The sequence below is a fragment of the Larkinella harenae genome, assembly GCF_054780515.1.
This window is the reverse complement of record NZ_BAAGWE010000012.1, coordinates 74,177-97,172: the sequence shown is the minus strand read 5'-3', so window position 1 is coordinate 97,172 and position 22,996 is coordinate 74,177. Positions and strand designations below refer to the sequence as shown.

At 52.1% G+C, this 22,996-nt stretch carries 23 protein-coding genes; 17 read left to right on the top strand and 6 right to left on the bottom strand.

Annotated elements, in window-relative coordinates; translation table 11 throughout:
* The first annotated feature begins 176 nt into the window (after positions 1-176).
* Both ACYVH9_RS28975 and hpf read left to right on the top strand, forming a co-directional pair.
* Positions 177-1,211, top strand: a complete 1,035-nt coding sequence (locus ACYVH9_RS28975; protein ID WP_460639942.1) for a hypothetical protein — start codon at positions 177-179, stop codon at positions 1,209-1,211.
* A 292-nt stretch (positions 1,212-1,503) separates the two neighbouring features.
* Positions 1,504-1,875, top strand: a complete 372-nt coding sequence (gene hpf, locus ACYVH9_RS28970) for a ribosome hibernation-promoting factor, HPF/YfiA family (protein WP_460639941.1) — start codon at positions 1,504-1,506, stop codon at positions 1,873-1,875.
* A gap of 140 nt (positions 1,876-2,015) precedes the next feature.
* Here the strand turns inward: hpf and ACYVH9_RS28965 are convergent, their stop codons facing one another.
* Positions 2,016-2,618, bottom strand: a complete 603-nt coding sequence (locus ACYVH9_RS28965; protein WP_460639940.1) for a Crp/Fnr family transcriptional regulator — start codon at positions 2,616-2,618, stop codon at positions 2,016-2,018.
* 251 nt (positions 2,619-2,869) lie between these two features.
* On the bottom strand, positions 2,870-3,820 hold the full coding sequence (ric, locus tag ACYVH9_RS28960) for an iron-sulfur cluster repair di-iron protein (RefSeq protein WP_460639939.1): 951 nt from the start codon (positions 3,818-3,820) through the stop codon (positions 2,870-2,872).
* A 373-nt stretch (positions 3,821-4,193) separates the two neighbouring features.
* Here ric and ACYVH9_RS28955 point away from each other — a divergent pair, with 373 nt between their 5' ends.
* From ACYVH9_RS28955 to ACYVH9_RS28920, 8 genes are all read left to right on the top strand, one after another.
* Entirely contained in the window at positions 4,194-4,655 is a 462-nt protein-coding gene (locus tag ACYVH9_RS28955; protein ID WP_460639938.1) for a c-type cytochrome, read from the top strand.
* Positions 4,656-4,692: 37 nt separating this feature from the next.
* On the top strand, positions 4,693-6,681 hold the full coding sequence (gene nosZ, locus ACYVH9_RS28950; protein WP_460639937.1) for a Sec-dependent nitrous-oxide reductase: 1,989 nt from the start codon (positions 4,693-4,695) through the stop codon (positions 6,679-6,681).
* Complete coding sequence (locus tag ACYVH9_RS28945; protein ID WP_460639936.1) at positions 6,681-7,703, top strand: nitrous oxide reductase accessory protein NosL; 1,023 nt, start codon at positions 6,681-6,683, stop codon at positions 7,701-7,703. The genes nosZ and ACYVH9_RS28945 overlap by 1 nt, the downstream gene beginning before the upstream one ends.
* A complete protein-coding gene (locus ACYVH9_RS28940; RefSeq protein WP_460639935.1) occupies positions 7,696-8,925 on the top strand; it encodes a nitrous oxide reductase family maturation protein NosD in 1,230 nt (409 codons plus the stop codon). Before ACYVH9_RS28945 ends, ACYVH9_RS28940 begins: the two co-directional genes overlap by 8 nt.
* Positions 8,922-9,677, top strand: a complete 756-nt coding sequence (locus tag ACYVH9_RS28935; RefSeq protein ID WP_460639934.1) for an ABC transporter ATP-binding protein — start codon at positions 8,922-8,924, stop codon at positions 9,675-9,677. Before ACYVH9_RS28940 ends, ACYVH9_RS28935 begins: the two co-directional genes overlap by 4 nt.
* A 3-nt stretch (positions 9,678-9,680) precedes the next feature.
* Positions 9,681-10,448 (top strand): ABC transporter permease subunit, encoded by a 768-nt coding sequence (locus ACYVH9_RS28930; RefSeq protein ID WP_460639933.1) that lies wholly within the window; start codon positions 9,681-9,683, stop codon positions 10,446-10,448.
* Between the two features lie 3 nt (positions 10,449-10,451).
* Positions 10,452-11,513 (top strand): hypothetical protein, encoded by a 1,062-nt coding sequence (locus tag ACYVH9_RS28925; RefSeq protein ID WP_460639932.1) that lies wholly within the window; start codon positions 10,452-10,454, stop codon positions 11,511-11,513.
* Positions 11,514-11,901: 388 nt separating this feature from the next.
* Positions 11,902-12,054, top strand: a complete 153-nt coding sequence (locus ACYVH9_RS28920; RefSeq protein ID WP_460639931.1) for a hypothetical protein — start codon at positions 11,902-11,904, stop codon at positions 12,052-12,054.
* A gap of 571 nt (positions 12,055-12,625) precedes the next feature.
* Here ACYVH9_RS28920 and ACYVH9_RS28915 read toward each other — a convergent pair.
* The 4 genes from ACYVH9_RS28915 to ACYVH9_RS28900 form a co-directional block, all read right to left on the bottom strand.
* Entirely contained in the window at positions 12,626-13,378 is a 753-nt protein-coding gene (locus ACYVH9_RS28915) for an SDR family NAD(P)-dependent oxidoreductase (RefSeq protein ID WP_460639930.1), read from the bottom strand.
* 79 nt (positions 13,379-13,457) lie between these two features.
* Positions 13,458-14,411: a helix-turn-helix domain-containing protein gene (locus ACYVH9_RS28910; RefSeq protein ID WP_460639929.1), complete on the bottom strand. Its 954-nt coding sequence runs from the start codon at positions 14,409-14,411 to the stop codon at positions 13,458-13,460.
* A gap of 178 nt (positions 14,412-14,589) precedes the next feature.
* Complete coding sequence (locus ACYVH9_RS28905; RefSeq protein ID WP_460639928.1) at positions 14,590-14,787, bottom strand: hypothetical protein; 198 nt, start codon at positions 14,785-14,787, stop codon at positions 14,590-14,592.
* A gap of 2 nt (positions 14,788-14,789) precedes the next feature.
* Positions 14,790-15,137: a YegP family protein gene (locus ACYVH9_RS28900; protein WP_460639927.1), complete on the bottom strand. Its 348-nt coding sequence runs from the start codon at positions 15,135-15,137 to the stop codon at positions 14,790-14,792.
* A 397-nt stretch (positions 15,138-15,534) separates the two neighbouring features.
* Between ACYVH9_RS28900 and ACYVH9_RS28895 the strand changes: the two genes are divergently transcribed.
* The 7 genes from ACYVH9_RS28895 to ACYVH9_RS28865 all read left to right on the top strand — a co-directional run bounded on the left by ACYVH9_RS28895 (position 15,535) and on the right by ACYVH9_RS28865 (position 22,813).
* Positions 15,535-15,699 (top strand): hypothetical protein, encoded by a 165-nt coding sequence (locus ACYVH9_RS28895; protein ID WP_460639926.1) that lies wholly within the window; start codon positions 15,535-15,537, stop codon positions 15,697-15,699.
* A 295-nt stretch (positions 15,700-15,994) separates the two neighbouring features.
* On the top strand, positions 15,995-16,873 hold the full coding sequence (locus ACYVH9_RS28890) for a helix-turn-helix domain-containing protein (protein ID WP_460639925.1): 879 nt from the start codon (positions 15,995-15,997) through the stop codon (positions 16,871-16,873).
* 97 nt (positions 16,874-16,970) lie between these two features.
* Complete coding sequence (locus ACYVH9_RS28885) at positions 16,971-18,014, top strand: NAD(P)-dependent alcohol dehydrogenase (RefSeq protein ID WP_460639924.1); 1,044 nt, start codon at positions 16,971-16,973, stop codon at positions 18,012-18,014.
* Between the two features lie 218 nt (positions 18,015-18,232).
* A complete protein-coding gene (locus ACYVH9_RS28880) occupies positions 18,233-18,865 on the top strand; it encodes a (2Fe-2S)-binding protein (RefSeq protein ID WP_460639943.1) in 633 nt (210 codons plus the stop codon).
* Entirely contained in the window at positions 18,862-19,911 is a 1,050-nt protein-coding gene (locus tag ACYVH9_RS28875; RefSeq protein WP_460639923.1) for an FAD binding domain-containing protein, read from the top strand. The genes ACYVH9_RS28880 and ACYVH9_RS28875 overlap by 4 nt, the downstream gene beginning before the upstream one ends.
* Positions 19,912-19,913: 2 nt before the next feature.
* Positions 19,914-22,175, top strand: coding sequence for a xanthine dehydrogenase family protein molybdopterin-binding subunit (locus ACYVH9_RS28870; protein WP_460639922.1), 2,262 nt, complete (start codon positions 19,914-19,916; stop codon positions 22,173-22,175).
* A 47-nt stretch (positions 22,176-22,222) separates the two neighbouring features.
* Entirely contained in the window at positions 22,223-22,813 is a 591-nt protein-coding gene (locus ACYVH9_RS28865) for a sugar O-acetyltransferase (protein ID WP_460639921.1), read from the top strand.
* Positions 22,814-22,996 lie beyond the last annotated feature (183 nt).

Sequence of the window (22,996 nt, the reverse complement as noted above, 5' to 3'; positions counted from 1 at the left end):
GGGCAAAAATGATCTGTGCTTCGGTGAACTTTGACTTTTTCATAAGCGATTCTTTGGTTTGTTTAAGTTACCTAAATCGCCTTGATTTTTCTATCCTCTTACTGTCCAGTTTTTAGGGTCAAGGTCAATTTTTGGCAATGCCTGGCCCGCTCTGGGTCTTTTTTTGTTAAATGCACATGAACACCCACAAAAAAGACTCAGCAACACGACCCGATCCTATTTTGCTGATCGGCGGTTCCGGCATCGTTGGTCGTTGGACAGCACGGCTTCTGCGGGCCGCGCACCCGGATGTGCCACTTTTGATTGGTGGCCGCAATCTTGCGAAGGCCGAAGAAACGGCCCTGGAGATTGGTCATGCGCAAGCCGTATCGATCGACCTGGCGGCCGAGGACCTCTGCCTGGGCAAACGTCCGGTTGGTGCCGTGGCTATTTTTTTTACCGACGATCGGGTCGCCAGCCTCCGGTTCGCCCAGTCCCGTGGCGTACCCTACATCAGTATTTCTCCGGCCATCAACGAGGTCGGTCCCGAAATCGCGGCTTACATCCACAACCCGGGCGCTGCGCCAGTCGTGCTCGGCACGGAGTGGCTGGTGGGGGCCACGACGGTTCCTACGCTGGAATTTGCGAAGGAGTTCGGGCGTGTCGATGCCATCTCCATCGGTGCGCTGCTTGATGAGCAAGATGCTGGCGGTCCCGCAGCCGACGCCGATCTGGAGCGGCAAACAAAGACCTTGCCTTCGACATTAACCCGTCGCGACGGCGTCTACTTCTGGCGCGTTGGCGCTGATGCCAAGACTACATTTCGCGCTGTTGACGGCACCGAAATGGACGCTTCCGCCTTGTCGCCCAACGACGTAATTGGCCTGGCAACCGCGACCGGTGCGCCTAATGTTCAGTTCAATTTTGCCCTTGGGATTAGCTCCACCCGTCGACGAGGTGAGCCGATGTCAACCGAGATTGTCATTGACCTCACCGGCGTAGATCCTGCGGGCCGACCGCTTCAGACCCGCCATGCCGTGGTTCATCCGGAAGGCCAGATGCCACTAACCGGCCTGGGGGTGGCTATGCTGCTTGAACGGCTTACGGGCCTGGGTAGCCAACCAACGCCCCCGTCTGGTCTGTATTTCCCGTACCAGTTGCTCGAACCCAGCACCTACCTTTCCCGCTTGAAACAGACGGGCGGCATAATCCTGAAGCTGGACGTGCTGTGACGCGATTCCTCACGCAACCGTGCCGTAGAAAGTTATAAGCATTGAAATGGTAGGCTTGCGGGGGCTTCCGCTGCCTAACTTTCCTCTGGAGAGCGCTCAACCCCTGTGAGAAACGGAGAACCGCTGTGAGCGGAATCCTACTTCCCTGGTTTCCCTACCAGGGAAGTGGCTATGGTAAACGGCGACCGGCATTGTTAGCATCACCGGATTTTAAACAAATTAGTAGGGGATGGCTTTATAGAAAAGCGCCGTAGGTTGAGACGTACGGCGCTTTAACGTAAACAAGCATGTTATGCAACAAGATCCAGATTTAGATAACGTTCGACTTGATATTGAGGCTGTCGGATTTACATTGGATGATGACCTGCGGGCTTCCGTACTGGATGCACTGACAAAGCTTCGGCGCTATTACAAAGGGGATGTCATTACGGCCGATGTGTATTTAAAAATAGAACCTAGCCAGCGGAGTAATGACAAGCACGTAGGCATTAAATACGGTGTGCCCGGGAACGATGTATTTGCCGATGACTCGGGTGAAAACTGGTATACCTTGCTCGACAGCGTCGCGACCAAGTTACAACGTCAATTAGAAAAACGCTTTGGTAACCACACCAACGCCAATCGGGCTGACATGGATGAAATCGATCCGGCCAGTTTAGCTTGAATTCACCGGGATACCCTCATCACCTGCTGGTTGATGAGGGTGCTCAAGTAGGGTAAGTAGCCTTTTATCGGGCCGATGCAACCCTGAATGAAAGGGACTGATGTTGGAATTCGTGCCGGGCTTCTTCCACGTATTTTGATTCACGGATGCGGGCTATAAATCTTGTGCTTAATCACTGCAATTTGCCCTTCTTTGTGCAATTTAGAAACGGTTCGGATGACGGTTTCAACCCGAAGTCCAGTCATGTCGGCTAGTTGCTGGCGGGTGAAAGGAACCAGAAAGGGTTGGTCAGAAGGACCGCCTGATTTGTCACGGAAATAATCGATGAGGGTCAGAATTCGGTGTTCTGGGGCATACGACGATAATTCCCGCAGCATCATCGACTTATACCGCAGCCGCTTGGCAAATACCTCACTGAACCGAAGGTGAACCGTGTAGTGTTCCCGCAATAAGTCGAAAAACCGTTCTTTGCGCAGTTTCCATACCAGCGAGGGGGTCGTCGCGATGGCACTGCTCGGATACGGGAAACTATCGAAGAGGGGCGGTTCTCCAAAGCTTTCGCCGGGCCCAAATAGCCCCTGGATAAATTCCTGACCGTCCTCACTGTAATTCACCATTTTAACGGCCCCTGTCTGCACCTGGAAATAGTGCAGACAAGTAGCCCCTTCACCAAAGAGCGTTTCATCCTTACTCAACGGCACTTCCACCGCTCCGTAGTGAAGAATAATTTCACGAGAAATCATACTTTCCTTCGTTTAATGCTGGTGTAAACTTAGTCAATTAGACTGTCTAGGCAGAAATGTTTCGGTTTGCCGGCCTTACTGTTGGTACTGGGTATCGGTCAGGTCGGCTGGATTCGGTGACGACCTGCTCCGGTATGGGCGGGGCCTGGCGGTAAATTTCCGAGCCGTAATACCCCAGCACCGCGAATGATCCGATAAGGACAGCCGCGAAGCCAAGCCACAATTTTCTGTATTTCATGAGCTATATGGAATTAAGTAAAGGCCGGCTGCAGGGATTGCTCCAACTGGATCGCCTTGGGAAAGAGGATGTTATTTTCCAAATGAACGTGCTGATGCAGGTCGGTTTCGAACGCTTCGAGTTGCTGGTAAAGGAGCTGAAAAGAATAGCAGCTGTCAGCAGGTATCGCAAAATTGTGTGTAGCCTGCCGAATCGTTTCCAGCGTATCGCCCGCGTCGGTGTGTTCGTGTTCCATCATCCGGATAGGGTTTGCAATTGAGCCAAATGGAAACGAACAGGTACCCCCTCGTTTTTGCACTTGGACCAGTTGCCGAATAGCCGGGAACAGGATGCGTTCTTCCTTTAGCATGTGCGAGCCAAGTTCCTCGGCCACCAGGTCAAAAGCCGTCCGAACGGTTTCCAATTCGGGATGCTGTTTGCCGTGAACCGCTATTACTTTGTTCAACAGGGTCGTTAGCGCTGGAATGGCTTCCGTGACGTAGTGATGATGATTCTGCACAATGTAATCGGCGAGGAAATCCAGCGGCCAGACATTGGCTTTATCCGGAATACCCGATGATCCCGTAGCGGCTTGCAGTTCCTTTTTTACGGCCGCCGAATCCAGTCCAGCTTCGGCGCAAACCTCGGCAAACGGTCGATTCCCCTTGCAGCAAAAATCAATATTGAGTTTCTTCAATACGGGGGCTGCAGCCGGGTATTGACGGATTAGATCTGCAACGGTTTCCGCGTTGGCCGGAACTTTGGTTAGTTGCACCTGCCAGATTTCCGGCCCTTTCGCCACGTATTCCCAGTGGAACGTACCGGGGCGCTCGGCTTTGAATTGGTAGAACAGCGGTAAGGGGTCATGGTCATTGACGAGTAAAAGGCAATGCCCTTCCGTGAGTGAATCGAAAGTAGTGAATATCGTCGGATGTTTCAGGCGGGGTTCCAGCTCCCGTACATCCAGTACAACAGGCGTTTCCATGTAGTTAGTTATTGATTGATGCGACAAAACTACCGTTGCCTTCGCCCGTCATTTTATGATCCAAATCAGGGTCGTGAAAAAAGAAGGGAATCTATCATGGGGGTAGGAACGAAAAGGGTAGGAAGCACTGAAGTCAGGTCGCGAAGAAATTCAACCGGAGGAGACGAGGGGTGATTGCTTCTGCAACGGTCTGTCCTTGCAAAAAAAGGATCGCTCAATTCCTGATTAAAATAACCAGGGGATATGATTCAGATCATTTTCAGGAGCAACGAATCGGGTTTTCTTTGCAAGAAATAAAAGACAAAATCATCTTTTATTTTTCGCTTGGGTTTTCCCCGAGCGGGCATGCCTGAAATTTAACTGATTGACTATCATGACTAAACGCACACTTTTACCGCTTTTCTGGCTAGCCTGGGTGAGCTTAAGCTGCTCCAATGGGGCCAAACAACGTGCCGACGAAGCAACTACGGACCCGGTTTCGGCCACCACACAAACTGAAGAACACGGTACCGAAATCAAGGAGGTAAAACTCACAACACCACTCGACCAGAGCAGAGTCAAGGAAGGGACAGAAATCTACGATGTCAAATGCGCAGGCTGCCACAAACTCGATGAAACCAAACTAGTGGGGCCTGGCTGGAAAGACGTTACGAAACGCCGGAAGCCCGAGTGGATCATGAACATGATTACCAACGTCGATATGATGCTCGAAAAAGATCCCGAAGCCCAGAAGATGCTGGAGCAATGCCTGGTTCGAATGCCGAATCAGAATCTGACGGAAGCGCAGGCCCGCTCCGTACTGGAATACATGCGAAGCAACGACGGCGAAAAATAAACCTGTACGCACCGATTTAACGACGACTTTTTACATCATGAACAATCAAATCATTACCTGGCTGGTGGCTGCCGCCGTGGTTAGCGCCACCGTAACGGGGTGCAAACCCAAAGACGCAGGCTCAGCCGTAGCGGGAGATGCCGCCCAGAAAGTGTATGTTGCCCCGGGTAAACACGACGAATTTTACAGCGTCACCTCGGGTGGTTTCAACGGCCAGATGGCCATCTATGGCCTGCCTTCCGGTCGGTTGCTAAAGATCATCCCGGTTTTTTCGTCCTTTGCCGAAAATGGCTGGGGCTACAGCGAAGAAACCAAACCGATGCTCAACACCTCGCACGGTCCCGTTCCCTGGGATGACCTCCACCATATCTCGCTGTCGCAAACCAACGGGGAACACGACGGGCGTTGGGCATTTGGCAATGGTAACAATACGCCCCGGCTGGCCCGGGTTGATCTAAAAACCTTCCGCACCGTTGAAATTCTGGAAATTCCGAACAGTGCCGGGAATCACTCGTCCCCCTTTATTACCCAAAATACGGAGTACGTCGTGGCCAGCACGCGCTTTTCGGTGCCGCCCGACAACGGTGCCGACGTTCCCATTAGTTCGTTCAAGAAAAACTTTAAGGGCTATATCTCCTTTGTTAGCGTCGATAAAGAGTCGGGGACAATGAAGGTGGCGTTTCAATTGAAAACCCCTGGTGTCAGCTTCGACCTGGCGCGGGCGGGCAAAGCCAAGTCGCACGGTTGGTTCTTTTTCTCGACCTACAACACCGAACAGGCTAATACCTTGCTCGAGGTGAACGCGTCGCAGAAAGACAAGGATTTTATTCTGGCCGTCAACTGGAAAAAAGCGGAGGAATACCTCAAACAGGGGAAAGGGAAAACTGAGCCAGCCAAATACGCGCACAACGTGTATGACGACCGTACCCACTCGGCTACGTCGACCATCGAAAAGCAGGTCGTTACGCTCGATCCGAAAGAATGCCCCGGCATGCTCTATTTTATTCCCTGCCCCAAATCCCCTCACGGTTGCGATATCGACCCAACGGGCGAATACATTGTCGGATCGGGGAAACTGGCCGCCGTGATTCCGGTCTTTTCGTACGATAAAATGCAGAAAGCCATCGCCAGCCAATCCTTCGACGGCGATTTTGACGGGATTCCGGTATTGAAATACGAATCTGTGTTGTACGGCGAAGTGCAAAAACCGGGTCTGGGACCCTTACACACCGAATTCGACGGACAGGGCAACGCCATCACCTCCTTCTTTGTGTCGTCGGAACTGGTGAAGTGGAACATCAAAGACCTGAAAGTACTCGACCGGGTGCCGACGTATTATTCGGTGGGTCACCTGAGCATTCCGGGCGGGCCTACCACCAAACCCTGGGGCAAATACGTGGTTGCCTACAACAAAATTACCAAAGACCGGTACCTGCCAACCGGGCCGGAACTGGCGCAATCGGCGCAGCTGTACGACATTTCGGGGGACAAGATGAAGCTGCTACTTGATTTCCCGACCGTGGGCGAACCGCACTACGCCGAAGCCATTCCGGCTGAAAAACTGGCCCCGAACTCCCAGAAAATTTTCAAGATTGAAGAAAATGCCCACAAGTATGTGGCCAGAGGGGAGAAGGAAGCGAAGGTGGTACGGGAGGGTAATCAGGTGCACGTGTACATGACCTCCATCAGGTCGCACTTTGTTCCCGACAACATTGAAGGAGTCCGGGTCGGCGATGAGGTGTATTTCCACGTGACCAACCTGGAGCAGGACTGGGACATTCCGCACGGTTTTGCCGTGAAAGGAGGGGATAATGCCGAAATCCTGATTATGCCGGGCGAAACCCAAACGCTCAAATGGAAGCCCAACCGGGTCGGAATTTCACCCATTTACTGCACCGATTTCTGTTCGGCACTCCACCAGGAAATGCAGGGGTATGTGCGCGTATCACCGGCGGGGAGCAATGTGCCGCTCACATTTAGCACCGGCAAAACGGCCGAGACGAATAAACCAGTAGCTGCCAAGTAATGAAGCCATTACACAACTATTCACGGGTTGTCGTCGCGCTGGCTTCGCTGGCGCTGACGGCCACCTTGTTCCTGCCCATCTGGCGCATTGACCTCTGGGCTCCGCAATACCCTGAAGGACTCGTTATGAAAATCTGGTTATCGAAGCTAACCGGCGATGTCGATGTCATCAATGGGTTAAATCACTACATCGGTATGCGACACATCAAAGCGGACATGTTCCCGGAATTTACGTACCTGCCATATGTTGTGGTTGGATTCATCCTGCTGGGTTCACTGACCGCCCTGCTGAAGAGTCCTCGGCTGTTGGTAGGACTCGTATCCTTGCTGGTGCTGGGGGCGGGGGCCGCTTTGTATGATTTCTGGCAATGGGCCTACGACTACGGCCACAACTTGGACCCCACAGCGCCCATTCAGGTGCCGGGGATGGCGTACCAGCCTCCGCTCATTGGTTACAAAGCCCTGCTCAACTTTGGGGCTTATTCAATGCCCGACACGGGGGGCTGGCTCTTTTTCCTGGTAGGGTTAAGCCTGGGGGGCGTAACGATCTACGAATGGTTTTATCGACAAAAAAGCCGAACGATAACGGGCACCCGTAACGTGACGGTCGTGGCGCTGGCGGCCATCACCGTGCTGGGCTGCACGACCGAAGCCGATCCCATTCACTATGGTCAGGATGCCTGTCAGCATTGCAAAATGACCATCGTGGACCAGAAATTTTCGGCGGCATACGTCACCCCCAAAGGGAAAACTTTCAAGTTCGACGACCTAGCCTGCTTGATTAACTACCAGCGGGAAAACAACGTAGCCGATTCGGAGATGGCGCAGGTACTTGTCGCTGATTTTGGGAAACCGGGTTCATTAATTGACGCTCGTTCGGCCACGTACCGGCAAAGTGACGCGTGGCATAGTCCCATGGGAGGAAATACCGCAGCCTTCGCCACCTCGGACGAAGCGGGCAGGATGGCGGGAAAAGCGTTAATCTGGTCTGATCTATCCCATCTATCCCATGCGCATGAGTAACCTACGCTGGGTGCTTTTTCTTTCGGTTTGCCTGCCTGTGCTCGCAAACGCCCGAATCTGGTCGGTCAATCCAAAAACGGGCATCGGACGGTTGCTGGCGCAAGCGGCCCCCGGCGATACGCTACGCATTGGACCCGGCCTTTACCGCGAACACAATTTGCTTGTGGACAAACCGTTGGTCATCATCGGTGAGCAGTTTCCGGTGATCGACGCCCAGCGGAAAGGTGAGATCTTTACGGTTCGGGCCGACAACGTATTGATTCAGGGTTTTGATCTTCGCAATGTTGGGGTAACCAGCACGATTGACTGGGCCGCCGTGAAGGTGCTGGAAGCCCGTCAGGTGCGGGTTATAGGCAATCGAATAGCCCGTTGCTATTTCGGCGTTTATGTATCCGGTTCCCGGGATTGCCTGGTTCGTGGCAACACCATCGAGGGCAAACCGGGGGCCGAACAAACCACCGGCAATGGCGTCCATGCCTGGAAATGTGACCGCATTCGCGTTGAGCAAAATCGCGTCAGCGGCCACCGCGACGGAGTTTACTTCGAGTTTGTCACCAATTCAACCATTCAGCGCAACCTCAGTTTCGGTAACATTCGCTACGGGTTACACTTCATGTTTTCGCACCAGAACGCCTACATTGGCAACATGTTCCGCGACAACGGGGCAGGGGTCGCCGTGATGTATACGCGAGGGGTAACCATGCGCCAAAATGTATTTATACACAACTGGGGAAGTGCCGCTTACGGGTTGCTGCTGAAAGATATTTCGGACAGCCGGATTGAGCAGAATACGTTTGAGAAAAACACCATTGGCATTTACATGGAAGGGTCGAGCCGGATTACGATGCAGCAAAACCGCTTTGTCGAAAACGGCTGGGGGCTGCGGGTGCAGGCGAGTTGCAACGAAAATCAGTTTCAGAGCAATCAGTTTCTGGGCAATACGTTCGATGTAGCCACCAACGGCAATACCGTCCTGAATACGTTTTCGCAAAACTATTGGGATAAATACGAAGGCTACGACCTGAACCGCGATGGTATTGGCGACGTGCCCTATCACCCGGTTAGTCTATACTCGGTTATTATCGAGCAAATGCCGCACGGCGTTATGTTATTGCGCAGCTTCATGGTCAGCCTGCTGGACCGGGCCGAGAAGGTGTTGCCCAGCCTGACGCCGGATGCCCTCGTCGATAAACAACCCCAGATGAAACCCCGTACGTTATGATTACCGTTCGAAACCTCCAGAAAACCTTTGGCCGACTGACGGTGCTCAACGACCTTTCGGTTGATTTGCACGCGAAGCAGGCGGTGTCGCTCATTGGACCCAACGGGTCGGGCAAGACGACGTTTATCAAATGCCTCCTGGGCCTGGTTATTCCCGAACGGGGCGAAATTCGCGTGAACAATCAATCCATTCGTGATGCCTGGACGTACCGGGATCAGATTGGCTATATGCCCCAGATCAGCCGCTATCCCGAAAACTTGACGATCCGGCAGTTAATTCGCATGATGACCGACATTCGGCGAAGCCAATCCGCCGGGCTCGACACGGAACTTATTGAAGCCTTCGGCTTACCGGCTTTGTACGATAAAACCATGCGGTCGCTGTCGGGCGGCACCCGGCAGAAAGTAGGGGCTTGTCTGGCCTGTCTGTTCAACCCGCCCATCCTGATTTTGGACGAGCCCACCGCCGGATTAGATCCGTTGGCGTCGGAAATACTGAAGGCGAAGATTCTGCGGGAAAAGCAAAACGGCAAGTTGATCTTAATTACCTCACACATCCTGAGTGACTTAGATGAATTAACGACCGACGTGATGTACATGCAGGATGGGCGTTTACAGTTCCTGAAATCGGTAGACTGGCTGAAGCAGCAAACCGGCGAGACTACGTTGAACCGGGCCATTGCGCGCTTGATGGAAAATTCGTCGCCCTTCGGTGCATCAACATCCAATCAATCGGCACCTTCCCTCTTTTGAATCATGGTACGAATTACTAAATACGTTTGGGCGGACATTCTGCAAAATCGGGTGGTGCTGGCCTATACGGTCTTTTTACTGGCGGTTTCACTGGCACTTTTTGGCATGGATGCGAGTCCCGCTAAAGGACTCATGAGTTTGCTGAACATCGTGCTGATGGTCGTTCCCCTCATCAGCATCATCTTTACCACCATTCATTTTTACAATTCCTACGAGTTCATTGAGCTGCTGCTGGCGCAGCCGATTCGGCGCAGCCAGTTGCTGTTGAGCGAATACATCGGTATAGCCAGTTCGCTGATCACCGCCTTTCTGATCGGTGTCGGTGTTCCGGTCGCCTTCTTTGCCGGAACAACGACGGGGTTGGTGCTGGTCGGTTCCGGCCTGGCCCTGACGCTGATTTTTGTGTCCCTGGCGTTCTGGGCATCGGTTTTTACCCGCGATAAAGCCAAAGGAATTGGTGTTACGCTGCTGCTGTGGTTTTACTTTGCCCTACTCTACGACGGGCTGGTGCTCACGGTTTTGTTTTCGTTCAGTGACTATCCACTCGAAAAAGCCATGCTGCTGTTGACAACGCTCAACCCGGTAGATCTGGCGCGTATTGTGGTGTTGTTACAGATGGATATTTCGGCTCTGATGGGGTACACCGGTGCGCTGTACGAAGCGTTCTTTGGAAGTAGCTGGGGGCTGGTCTACGCTATTGGCATTCTGGTGATCTGGGTGGTCGTTCCATTGGGGTTGGCTGTGCGTATGTTTCGCCGAAAAGATTTGTAAACGATGCAGAAGCCGCAACGCTTTATTGTTCCGCTGGCTGTGCTGAGTTTGCTGCTGGGCATTCTGACTGGTTGGCTCCGGCTGGGCTGGAACCTGCCGCTTTCGGTCGCTGCCGGTGAGCACGGGCTAATGATGGTCGGCGGGTTTCTGGGTACCTTAATTTCGCTGGAGCGGGCTGTGGTCGTCAAATACTGTTGGGCATTATTGGTGCCCCTGGCGCAGGCGTTGGGCGTCCCGGCCTTGCTGCTAGGACAGTTTACGCTGGCGCTCGGGTTGTTTATGGCTGGGGCGCTGGGCATGGCGCTGTTGGTATACTCCTTCCTGATTCGCTTTAAAGAGTCATTCTATTATTTACTCTTTGGCGGCAGCCTCTGCCTGTTGATCGGGCATATTTTTCTGCTACGTACCCACTTTTACCCAACGGCTGTACCCTGGTGGATGGCCTTTTTGCTGTTGACCATCACCGCCGAACGCCTGGAACTGAGCCGGTTTGTGCCGCTAAAACCGCAGCACCGCTGGCTACTTTGGGGAGCGCTCAGCGTGTTTCTAATCGGAGTGGCGCAGCCCTTTCACGGCTTTGGGCAAGTCATTACGGGCGTAGGTATGGTTCTGGTGGGTACTTGGTTACTTCGTTTTGACATGGCCCGTCGGTTGTTTTTCCGAACGGGACAACACCGGTATATGGGAAGTCTGCTGGTAGTCGGCTATGGCTGGTTGCTGCTGAATGGCTTCCTTTTGGCGCTGCCCATTCCGTTTCCTTTTGTGTACGATGCGACCGTGCATACCTTCTTTACCGGCTTCGTCTTCTCCATGATTTTTGCCCACGGTCCGGTTATTTTGCCGGGCGTTTTGGGGCTGCGAGGCAATTTTTACCGGCCCATTTTGTACGCAGGTAGTCTGCTGCAATCCGTTGGGTTGCTAATTCGAGTCGGAGCCGATGTAATCGGTCATCCAACCTGGCGGTTAATAGGGGGCATCGTGCAGGGTTTCGCTATTCTTCTTTTTATGGGGAGTTTACTGGGCATTATCCTTCGATCGGTTTGGCACAAAGATCCCCAGGGATGAAGGCTGGACTTACCAGAAACCGTCGTTGATTGGCCCGCTTTTGGTGGAAGGGGCTACGGTGTTGCGATAGGGGAGGAGCAGTTAAGTTGGCCGAAGAAGATACACGACCGTCTAGCCAAACGGGGACACGGATATTTATCAAACTGGGCCAACTAGCGAATTGAAGCGACTAACGTATTGAAATTTGATTGTACATCCTGTACTTTTACGAAACAATAGTAAGCATTAACGCTCACAGAATACTGAGCATTAATACGGGTGGGCAATTGTAGCTGAAATGAAGCGACACTCATTTTCTACGATTGCCCTTTTTCCTTTCTTACTGTTCCAGAGCAGGATTCCGCTCGGCTGCTGCAGTCTCCTCCTTTGTCTGCGGGGAGTCTTCGATTTGCTCACCGAAATTTCTCCCGTATATCCGCACGATAAAGCCGAAGGCATGGCCTTGCTGGGTGGCAACCGGTTGGCCATCGCCAATGACGATGATTTCGGGGTGGTGGATAATTGCCTCAACAGCTTTACGGGCATGGTGTGTTTGGTGTGATCAACATCAGTTGTGAGCGCTACCGGTAAAACGTCTTAGTTTAGATGGACATCCGTGTTTTTAATCCAGAGTAAACATTGGCGAACCGGGCCGATTCCGGCATTCCGTTCTGTTGTAAACCGACTTATTTTCCGTGAGTGACAGGGCAAACCGGCTTTCAACCATACCGATGCTGTATCTATTTTTGTTTCCCTGACCCATGCGGGATGTCGGCCTTTCAACGTGTATGTTTTTAGGAGTCCACCGGAATTGCCGGTGTAAGAAAGGGAGGTTTCCTCGTTGCGTAATCGGCCACGTTTTATTAAATCAGGCAAGAAACAGGATGGCACAATAGCCATGTGTTTTCATACGGTTTTCTTTTAGCATTAAAAGAAAACCGTATGAAAAACTAATTATGTAGTTGAGTTTTCCTTAGTGCTTTTCGGCCGGCCGGAAGGAGCCTTTTAGGTTAGTTTCACAAAAAGGATTGATTTCGACCTGCTGGATACCGGCTGCCCTACCTGGCGGGTGCTGACCTGCCGCAGACCAAGAAATACAGGGATTCAAAAGGAACACTTGGCACCGAATTCTATCACAGATTCATACCACCCGTTACTTCGATGCGCTGGCCGTTGACCCATTTGGCTTCATCGCTGCACAGAAAAGCAACCACACCACCCACGTCGTCGGGTAAACCAACGCGTCCCAGGGCCGTTAACCCCGCTACAAACGTTCGAATGGCGGGGGTATCTTCCATAGCTCCACCCCCGAAAATGGCACCGGGTGCCACGACATTAGCCGAAATCCCCCGGCTTCCTAATTCCAGGGCCAGATACCGGGTGAAGACATCAACCGCGCCTTTCATAATCCCGTACGCAGAAGCGCCAGGAAAGGAGTAACGCGAAACGCCGGAAGAAATGTTGACAATCCGACCGCCATCCCGAAGATGCTGCAGGGCCCTTTGGGTTAGGAAGTAAACCCCTTTCAAATGAATATTCATCATTTCGTCGAACTGAGCTTCGGTGGTTTCTGTGAACGGTGCCGTAAGGCCAGTTCCCGCATTATTGATGAGGAAATCAAACTGGTTGGTGTCGAACGTAGCGGCCAATGCCGCATTAACTTGCTCGAAAAAGGCTGCAAAGCTGCTGCTGTCGGCCGTGTTGAGGGGGAAGGCAATGGCTTTACGTCCAAGTGATTCGATAGCCGCTACGGTTGCCTGGGCTTCGGTATGGTTTCTGCGATAAGTAAGCAGAATGTCTACGCCTTTTGCGGCCAGACTTAAGGCAATGTTTTTGCCGATCCCCCGGCTTCCGCCGGTTATTAATGCGATTTTTTGCGTCGTCATGAGGCTTATTGGATGAATAACAGAACACCACAAAAGTCCGCCAAATGACGTAGTTCAGGTTTGTTTCGACCAATCAATTTTATGTATAATTCAAACTTTTTGTCTGGCCGCGATAAGCCCCTGGTGAAAAGGTCGTTTCGTTTTTAAAAAATTTGGCAAAATGCGCAAAGTCCGAGAAGCCAAGGCTGTCGGCAATTTCGGCTATGGTCCAGGTGGTATGGCGTAACAGGGTCTTGGCTTCCTGTAGGATGCGGCCGGCAATGAGCTCAGTCGTCGTTAGGCCGGTGGTTTCTTTCAGAACTTTGTTTAAATGATTGATGTGGACGGCGAGGTGATCGGCGTATTGTTTGGCGGTTCGGAGTTCTATTTTTTGCTGAGGATTTTCAAGCGGGAATTGGCGTTCGAGTAACTCGACAAACAACGATGTCGTTCGCGCAAAGGCACTGTGATTGGGGTGAAGCAGGGTCGTGGCCTGTTGCTTTTGCCCGAGGTGGATCAGCTCCAGCGTGTAAGCACGCAACAAATCGTACTTATAGGCATAATTGGAGGTGAGTTCGGCCTGCATATGGTCAAAAATAGCGCGTACTCTGGCTACATCGGGCTCAGACAGCGGATAAACCGGGTGTTCCGGCGATTTAAAAATAGGCAGTTCGTCGATGATCACGCCACTTTTGCTGGGATGGAGAAAATCCGCTGTAAACACACAAAATGGCCCGGTCTGCCGATCGAGCGGTAGCCAGTGGAACGGTTTTTTGGGGGTTGAAAAGAGCAGCGTTGGTTGCGAGATTTCGACGGTGCGATCCGGATACTGGACCAGAGAGCGACCGATTAGGAAACTAATTTTATAAAAAGCGCGGCAAGGATAAGGCACGGCTGGTTTTTCGCGGGTTGGCTGGGTGATCTGGGCCAGGTTAAAGGTGTTAAAATGCCCTACCTCGTGTTGAATACCATCCGGTAGGAGGGCGCTCAGATCCGTCGAGGACCCGCTGGAAAGCCGCAGGCATAAGTCTTCAAACGAAGTTGTCGTATTCATAAGAATGTATGTAAAAATCAAAGGTATTGAAAATTAAATGCAGATCCTTTGATGTTTCTAGAAAAGGAGCGTCCTCAAAAAACCGTTTGCTGCCATCAACCGCGCAACCTTCCCATTCCGAGCATAAAAGGCTTTTATCAACTGTAAGTAGGGTAACTCCTTCTACGCGCTAATCAGATCAGTTTTGGCAAAGATTTTGGGTGTAATACGCCAGATAGGCGCTATTCCGTACATGGTAGTTAAAACGCTCAACCAGATCAAATAATTCTTCGTCCGACTTAATGACATACCCTTCATACAACCCAGCCTCCTTGGCAAACGAGCGCGAAAAACAGATTTGGGTATTCAGGTACGTAACGCGTACTTCATAGTCCATCGTTAAGCCGCCTGTTGAAACTCCTTGGTGTGATCATGAACGTCTGCATCAACGATCGCCAGACGGATCAGCATGAGGGCCTCGTCCCGTTCCTGCGCCATTTTGTATTTCACCGCGCCGATTAACTGGCCGTCGCCGTAGTACAAGTTAAAACGGTGACTGTCAATATCCCAGATTACGAAATTATCAACGTGCAGGGCGGCCCGCTTGACTCGGCGGATACAGGTTAGGGCATCCACTTTGCTGCTGAACACTTCGCTGATCATAATGATCTTGGTGTCGTCCATCAGACGCACCTGGTAGCGGTTTTGTTCGTTGGGGTGTTGTTCGAGTCGGAAATACATAGACATAGTTGATTAAGATGCGGTTGTAAGATCATTTCAGTAGGTGTCACATGGGCTTGACTCGCTTCGTGGAGCCTGTTAGGTGTTGCTCTTTTGCCGGGTATCCGGTAGTCAAAGACTTTCACCTCCCGTTTCATCCGGAATCAACTGCGGCCGGGGCTTTCTCCTGATCAAGCCGCTGCGAAGCAGAACGATTCGGGTTAACGGGGCTAGGTAGAGAGGTGTCTGCAAGACGAGTCATACAAGAAATGTAGTTTATGTTGCAACTATAGCATGTTTTTTGCCAAATTGTCAAATTTGTGCGGATAAATATATTTTAGATGTATGGTATTGGATTCAGGAAAAGCGGCTATGGCATTTAGTTTATTGAACAACGCGCTAGAGCAGAGCGTGATGAAACCACATGGGTTTTCATGCAAACAAAGCGTTCGACAACGAGATAGAGCGACGCCAATTCTCCCACACCGTCAACCCGAATGCGCAGGCCAGTTTCCGGCAGGAGCCACGGGTTCATTTGAAACAGGGTTTTATGAAAATCGCGCGCTATTTCTTCGTGCTTGATTTATAATCGATTGAATAAAACAGGTCAGGCCCTTTTATACCGTTTCAATCCGCGGCAGAAGTGGTGCACTTGATCTTCAAAAGGACGGTCTTCAAACAAAGGGCTGGTTTGGCTTGTTTCCTAGTTGCCCCTGTGAAAATGGCTTGGGTATACCAGGGTACTGCCTTGATCCAGTTCACCGGAAACACCAGAAATAGTACCCATAGTCAACGTGGGCTTATAAGGTTTAATGGCCACAACTGTTCCAATTGTGGCAGGAAGCGAAAGAACGTATTTTGATTTGAATTTCTTAACTTAGGGCATGGGAGTTCAAAAAATACGTTCGGTCTCGGAATTCAATACTGAACTCAAGCTAAAAGGCTTCAACGTTTTTCAGATAGACAGTGACAGCAACGCGACCCGTCTGTACAGCCGGAAGGATTTCTATAAAATTTGCCTAACCACTGGTAAAAGCATCATCCATTACGCAGACCGGAGTTTTGAGGCTAACGATACGGTTTTGTTTTTTGGTAACCCCCATATCCCTTATTCCTGGGAAACTGTTTCAACCACGTATGTGGGCTATACCTGCTTATTTTCAGAGGATTTTTTAACGGTGTCGGATCGGTCAGAGAGCTTGCAAAATTCCCCTTTGTTCAAACTCAGCGGCACGCCGATCTTACCAATAAGTGTGCAGCAACGGGCGTTTTTAAATACGATCTTCCAAAAAATGATGGAGGAACAACAGACCAGTTATTCCTATAAAGACGATCTGATACGCAATTACATCCACCTGATCATTCATGAAGCGCTCAAATTAGAGCCTTCTCAAAACGTCGACCATCATAAAAGTGCCGCTTCCCGGATTACGGCTGTGTTTTTTGAACTATTGGAGCGTCAATTTCCCATTGAGACCGTTGATCGTCCGTTACAACTAACTACGGCTCAAGCGTATGCCAACATCCTCAATGTACATGTTAACTACCTTAACCGGGCGATTAATGAGGTAACTGGCAAATCTACCACCACCCACATTGCTGACCGAGTTCTGAGCGAAGCAAAGGCCCTGCTGCAGCATACGGATTGGAACATTTCAGATGTTGCTTATTCCTTAGGCTTTGAATATCCTTCGTATTTCAACAACTTTTTCAAAAAGCTAACGGGTACTAACCCCCGTAGCTTTCGTAGGATGGAGGTTTGAAAAGTATAAGTATCGGTTTGAATTCTTTTACCCGATCAGCCTTGCTGGCCGTAGCTTTGCATCTGAAAATTATTAGAAGGGAAAACAACAGAACGTTATGATTGCAGCGAAAGGATATGCGGCCCAAACGAAGAATTCGGACCTGGCCCCCTGGAATTTTGATCGCCGGGAAGTGGGTCCTCACGATGTACAATTTGATATTCTTTACTGTGGTGTTTGTCATTCCGACCTGCACCAGATCAAGGACGAGTGGGGAGGAAGTATTTTCCCTATGGTGCCGGGTCATGAGATCGTGGGCCGGGTAGTAGCCGTGGGCAGCAATGTGACCAAATTCAGCGTCGGCGATTTGGCGGGCACGGGTTGCATGGTTGATTCGTGCCGCGCGTGCGAATCCTGTCAGCATGGTCTGGAGCAATATTGTTTAAACGGCAATAGTCAAACCTATAATGGCTTGGAGCAGGATAAGAAAACCCCCACCTATGGAGGTTATTCCAATACCATCGTTGTCAATGAAGACTTCGTGCTTCACATACCGGAAAGCTTGGATTTGGCGGCTGCCGCCCCTCTGCTGTGCGCCGGTATTACGACCTACTCTCCTTTGCGCCACTGGAAGGTGGGGCCGGGGCATTCCGTAGCCGTGCTGGGATTAGGTGGATTGGGACATATGGGGGTGAAATTTGGGGTTGCCTTAGGGGCGGAAGTAACCGTCCTGAGCACATCTCCAACGAAAGAAGCCGATGCTAAAAAACTGGGAGCCCACCATTTTGTGGTGACAAGTGATCCGGATCAGCTTAAATCGGTGCGCGGGCACTTTGATTTTATCCTGGACACCGTTTCAGCAGAGCATGACTATGGGCAGTACCTGTCGTTGTTAAAAGTGAATGGGGTCCATATCTGTGTAGGCGCTCCGCCAACTCCCTCTGCTGTTCAGGCACTGAGCCTGATTATCGGTCGCAAAAGCATTGCAGGATCAAACATTGGTGGGATCGCCGAAACGCAGGAAATGCTGGACTTCTGTGCTGAGCATGACATTGTTTCGGACATCGAAATGATTGACATCAACGCGATACAACAGGCCTATGACCGAATGGTAAAGGGAGATGTTCGTTACCGATTTGTTATCGACATGGCCACGCTGTAGCGTAAAAAACGGATAATCTACGCGAAGGCGCTTCAGGGGCGCTACCCCGGCCTGCTCTGTACAACATTTCTAACCTTGCGGCTCCATGCGGGCTGGGTAAAAGCGACTTGTGGAACCTGGTCCAGGGCCTGGTGCTGGAAGAGTCACCGACGAGATGGCGTGATCAACCTGCCTGTGTTTATTCCAACAAGGATTTCCAATCTCAAAAAAATGGCGTTATGAATGGCAATGAGCATTCCGGGGATGAGATGGAGGCCCCGAACGCGTCCCGGCGCGTTTTTCTAAAACAATCATCCGCACTGGCTGCCCTGGCACTTACGCCCCCAGCTGCCCTGACCACCGTTGAAGCGGGTCAACCTGAAAAGGCGGCCCCTGTGTTCTTGATGCCGCTTCAGGTCGAAATCAACGGAACCATGCACCGGCTATCGATTGAGCCGCGTGTTACCTTACTTGACTTATTGCGTGAACAACTCCATCTAACTGGGACCAAAAAAGGGTGTGACCACGGCCAATGCGGGGCTTGTACGGTGCACATTGATGGCCAGCGTGTCAATGCCTGCCTGACACTGGGTCTGACCACCGAAGGTTGCCAGGTAACGACCATTGAAGGCTTGGCGAATGGGGATCAATTACATCCTATGCAGGAAGCGTTTATTAAACACGACGGCTTTCAATGCGGGTATTGTACCCCCGGACAGATCATGTCAGCCGTGGCCTGTATTCGGGAAGGCCATGCCGATAACCCTGATCAGATCCGGGAGTATATGAGCGGTAATATCTGCCGTTGCGGTGCTTACGCCAACATCGTTGCGGCCATTAGCGACGTTAAACAGGGAGGAGCCAAAGTATGAATCCATTTCAATATACGCGGGTAACAACCCCTAAAGCCGCGATAGCGGCCCTGACGCAGGAAAGTGGTACCTACTTTCTGGCGGGTGGAACCAATCTTGTTGACCTCATGAAACGGGGGGTTATTACGCCCCAACGGCTCATTGACATCAATAAGCTGCCGCTGGCCTCCATTGTGAAAACGGCCACGGGGCTGCGCATTGGAGCCCTGGCTAAAAACTCAACGGTGGCCGAACATGCCTTGGTGAAGAAACATTTTCCGCTTCTTTCGATGGCCCTTAACGCCGGAGCCTCGGCCCAGCTGCGCAACATGGCGACGGTCGGTGGCAACATCATGCAGCGCACCCGGTGTTCGTATTTTTATGATCCAACGATGCCCTGCAACAAACGCAGTCCCGTTCAGGATGGTCCCGACAAAGGACGAGCCAATGGACCGGTAGGCTGCGGAGCCATTGGAGGGTATAACCGGATGCACGCCATTTTTGGTGCGGAATCAGCCGAGGGGGCACCTACTGACCGTTCTGCGGCCTGTATTGCGGTGCACCCCAGCGACATGTGCATCGCGCTGGCCGCCTTGGAAGCAACGGTAAACGTTGTGGGACCGAAGGGCGAACGGGCTATTCGGTTTAGCGAATTCCACCGGCTGCCGGGTACGACGCCCCAGAAAGACAATACGCTCCAGGCTGATGAGTTGATCTTGTCGGTGGATGTGCCGATGAATGATTTCGCCGATAATTCCTTCTACCTGAAAGTGCGCGACCGGGCTTCCTATGCCTTTGCGCTGGTGTCGGTGGGCGTTGGGGTACACCTAAAAAAGGATACCATTCAGGACATACGGCTGGCGATGGGCGGGGTGGCTCATAAGCCCTGGCGATTAACGGAAGTGGAAGCGTTTTTACGGGGTAAAACAGCCACGGAAGCCAATTTCAAACAGGCCGCCAATCTGGCCATGAAAGGGGCCAAAGGGTATGGTGAGAATGACTTCAAATTGACGCTGGCGCCCAACTCCCTTATGGAAGCGTTGAAAACCGCCACTAAAACCGCCTGATCATGACCAACGATACTTATAAACAATCGTTAGACCGGGTCGCGTTAGACCGGGTCGCGTTAGACCGGGTAGACGGACGGCAAAAAGTAACCGGGGGCGCCAAGTATTTCGCTGATTTTGAATTGCCCAACATGGCTTATTGTGTTCTGGTCGGTAGCGCGATTGGGCGGGGTACTCTTACCAACCTGGATACCCAAAAAGCCAGGCGTGCTCCGGGTGTGCTGGGCGTATTTACGCACCAGAATATGCCACCCATTCCGGGCTGGGATGCGCCCGTAGGGGGCGAGGCTGACGGCCCACCGCCCAAGCCACAAACGGAAGAAACCTACCGGATTCTAAACAGTCCTAAAATCCTCTTCGATGGCCAGCCCATCGCCATTGTGGTGGCCGACAGTTACGAGCGGGCTACTTATGCAGCTTCGCTGGTAAAGGCTACCTATACCAAACAGGCTCCCCGTACGGATTTGAACAAACACGTGACCGAAGGGATCAAACCCGGTCAGTCGGGCGACTATGTACGGGGAAAAGCTGACGGCTATCAAACCGCACCCGTTACGCTGGAAGCTCATTATACAATTCCCATTGAAGTGCATAACCCGATGGAGTTGCACGGAATTCTAGCCCATTGGACAGCAGGCAATAAGCTGATGATTTACGCCAAAACGCAGGGCGTCAATGCAACTCAGCAGGCGATGGCCAAGGCGTTTAAGCTTGATCCGGAAAATATTCAGGTCCATACCGAATTCATGGGGGGCGGTTTTGGGATGGGACTGCGCACGTGGCCGCAGGAAACGGCGGTGGTGGCGATTGCCCGAAAAATTGGCCGGCCGCTGAAGCTGGTGGTCACTCGCCAGCAAATGTTTACGCTGGTAGGGCATCGGCCTTATACGGTGCAAACCATTCAGATGGGGGCCGATACGAACGGCAAGCTAATTGGGATTGCCCACGCGGCCACGGCGGAAACGGCCAGCTACGAAGACTTTACGGAAGCGACGGTCAACATGACGAAGTTCATGTACGAATGCCCGAATGTAAGCACCCGCTACCGCCTTGTGCGACTCCATCGGAGTGTACCGATCTGGATGCGTGGTCCGGGGGAAGCCACGGGTGCGTTTGCCCTGGAATCGGCGATGGACGAAATGGCCCACAAACTGGGGCTTGACCCCATCCAATTTCGCCTGCAAAACTATACCGAAACCGACCCCGAACATAACCGGCCTTATTCCAGTAAACACCTGAAAGAAGCCTACCAGAAAGGGGCTGCTGCGATTGGCTGGCGCAATCGCAGCCCTCAACCGGGGAACCTGCGCGAAGGAGACTGGCTGGTGGGGTACGGGATGAGCACGGGCGTCTTCAATGCTTTTCGTTGGGAGGCCAGTGCCCGAGCGCTCTTGAAAGCAGATGGTTCACTGACCGTACAGAGTGCCGTTACCGACATTGGACCAGGCACGGGCACCGCCCTGACGGTCATTGCTCACCAGGTGCTGGGCGTGCCCCTGAACCGCATCAAGGTCGAGTATGGAGATACGTCGCTGCCCAAAGCCCCCACGCAAGGGGGCTCGGCCATCGTCTCAGCGGTGGGCTCGGCTGTGTTCGATGTCTGCACCACAATCAAGAATGAGTTGATTGCGCTGGCTACCAAAGACGGTGGTCCCTTGGCGGGTTGGACAGCAACGGAGCTAACGCTGGCCGATGGGGTGTTGTTTGTTCAGAAACAACCGGGTAAAAAGGTAGCCGTAACCGACCTGATGCAAGCCAGCAACAGAATGGTAATTGATAAAAGTGGAGCGTCGAAAGGCGGGCCGGACTTGCAGAACTATTCCATGTACTCGTTTTCCGTGCATTTCGTTCAGGTACGGGTCAATCCGCTGACTGGGGTCGTGCGTGTCGCGAATGCGGTAAGTGTGGCGGATTCAGGCCGGATTGTTAGTCCCAAGACAGCGGCTAGCCAGATGATCGGAGGGGTAACGGGCGGGATCGGGATGGCATTGACCGAAGAGGCCGTTATCGACCACCGGTATGGCCGGTTTGTCAACAATAATCTAGGCGATTATCACGTGCCGGTTCACGCGGACGTGCCGTCTATTGAAACCATTTTCATTGATAAGCCCGATCCGTACATCAATCCGATGGGGGCAAAAGGCATGGGTGAAATCGCTTTGATTGGATTTGCCGGGGCGTTGGCCAATGCCGTGTTTAACGCGACGGGAAAGCGCATCCGCGAACTGCCTATTACGCCCGATAAACTGCTGCGCGCTGGATAAGACCGCTGCCGCCAACCCATTGACAACGCCAACCTACTTGACGAATCATGAGCCCGTCGCCCCTCCATACCGACATTTTTCAACGGCTTCAGGCGGGCGAACCGCTCCGCCCGGATGATCCCGAAATCGCCCGGTTTTGGGCGGTTGTAGCACGCACCATTCAGCGCTGTACGGAAATGAATTCGACGGTTACCGATGTTAATCAATTGCGTAGTCGGTTGAGTGAGGTCATCGGCGCACCGATAGACGAGTCAACAACTATCTTTCCGCCGTTCTATACAAACTTTGGTCAGTTTATCCGGTTGGGTAAACGGGTGTTTATCAACCATGCCTGTTCGTTCCTGGATATTGGCGGTATCACCATTGAAGACGATGTACAGATCGGCCCTCGGGTAAATCTCACTTCCGAAAACCATCCACTGGACCCTGGTGATCGCAAAACAGTTCTTCCCGGGGCCATTGTCATTCAGCGAAACGCCTGGATTGGTGCGGGCGCTACCCTCTTACCCGGTGTTACGATTGGCGAAAATTCCATTGTTGCCGCTGGGGCTGTAGTGAGTCGGGATGTACCTCCCAATACTGTCGTCGCCGGAATTCCGGCGAAGGTCGTTAAGTCCCTGGAAGGGGAGATCCGTTGACTACCACTCTATAGCCACGCAATGACCACTATACCGCAGAAAAGAACTCCAAATCATAGGGCACTATCCGGTCAGCGGATTGTTAATTTACTTTTCACTGCCTTCGTAGTCATCCCCCTGAAAAATTCGCTCGGACTGGTTCGGGTCGCTGGAAAGGGGTATAAAGAACTTCATACAGATGCA

Bases quoted from the DNA above. Each gene is read 5' to 3' on its own strand.
- ACYVH9_RS28885 (WP_460639924.1), top strand. From the start codon at position 16,971: ATGATTGCAGCGAAAGGATATGCGGCCCAAACGAAGAATTCGGACCTG.
- ACYVH9_RS28900 (WP_460639927.1), bottom strand. From the start codon at position 15,137: ATGTCTATGTATTTCCGACTCGAACAACACCCCAACGAACAAAACCGC.
- hpf (WP_460639941.1), top strand. From the start codon at position 1,504: ATGCAACAAGATCCAGATTTAGATAACGTTCGACTTGATATTGAGGCT.
- ACYVH9_RS28865 (WP_460639921.1), top strand. From the start codon at position 22,223: ATGAGCCCGTCGCCCCTCCATACCGACATTTTTCAACGGCTTCAGGCG.
- ACYVH9_RS28925 (WP_460639932.1), top strand. From the start codon at position 10,452: ATGCAGAAGCCGCAACGCTTTATTGTTCCGCTGGCTGTGCTGAGTTTG.
- ACYVH9_RS28975 (WP_460639942.1), top strand. From the start codon at position 177: ATGAACACCCACAAAAAAGACTCAGCAACACGACCCGATCCTATTTTG.
- ACYVH9_RS28935 (WP_460639934.1), top strand. From the start codon at position 8,922: ATGATTACCGTTCGAAACCTCCAGAAAACCTTTGGCCGACTGACGGTG.
- ACYVH9_RS28870 (WP_460639922.1), top strand. From the start codon at position 19,914: ATGACCAACGATACTTATAAACAATCGTTAGACCGGGTCGCGTTAGAC.
- ACYVH9_RS28905 (WP_460639928.1), bottom strand. From the start codon at position 14,787: ATGGACTATGAAGTACGCGTTACGTACCTGAATACCCAAATCTGTTTT.
- ric (WP_460639939.1), bottom strand. From the start codon at position 3,820: ATGGAAACGCCTGTTGTACTGGATGTACGGGAGCTGGAACCCCGCCTG.
- nosZ (WP_460639937.1), top strand. From the start codon at position 4,693: ATGAACAATCAAATCATTACCTGGCTGGTGGCTGCCGCCGTGGTTAGC.
- ACYVH9_RS28965 (WP_460639940.1), bottom strand. From the start codon at position 2,618: ATGATTTCTCGTGAAATTATTCTTCACTACGGAGCGGTGGAAGTGCCG.
- ACYVH9_RS28890 (WP_460639925.1), top strand. From the start codon at position 15,995: ATGGGAGTTCAAAAAATACGTTCGGTCTCGGAATTCAATACTGAACTC.
- ACYVH9_RS28940 (WP_460639935.1), top strand. From the start codon at position 7,696: ATGAGTAACCTACGCTGGGTGCTTTTTCTTTCGGTTTGCCTGCCTGTG.
- ACYVH9_RS28955 (WP_460639938.1), top strand. From the start codon at position 4,194: ATGACTAAACGCACACTTTTACCGCTTTTCTGGCTAGCCTGGGTGAGC.
- ACYVH9_RS28945 (WP_460639936.1), top strand. From the start codon at position 6,681: ATGAAGCCATTACACAACTATTCACGGGTTGTCGTCGCGCTGGCTTCG.
- ACYVH9_RS28880 (WP_460639943.1), top strand. From the start codon at position 18,233: ATGAATGGCAATGAGCATTCCGGGGATGAGATGGAGGCCCCGAACGCG.
- ACYVH9_RS28895 (WP_460639926.1), top strand. From the start codon at position 15,535: ATGGGTTTTCATGCAAACAAAGCGTTCGACAACGAGATAGAGCGACGC.
- ACYVH9_RS28930 (WP_460639933.1), top strand. From the start codon at position 9,681: ATGGTACGAATTACTAAATACGTTTGGGCGGACATTCTGCAAAATCGG.
- ACYVH9_RS28910 (WP_460639929.1), bottom strand. From the start codon at position 14,411: ATGAATACGACAACTTCGTTTGAAGACTTATGCCTGCGGCTTTCCAGC.
- ACYVH9_RS28875 (WP_460639923.1), top strand. From the start codon at position 18,862: ATGAATCCATTTCAATATACGCGGGTAACAACCCCTAAAGCCGCGATA.
- ACYVH9_RS28915 (WP_460639930.1), bottom strand. From the start codon at position 13,378: ATGACGACGCAAAAAATCGCATTAATAACCGGCGGAAGCCGGGGGATC.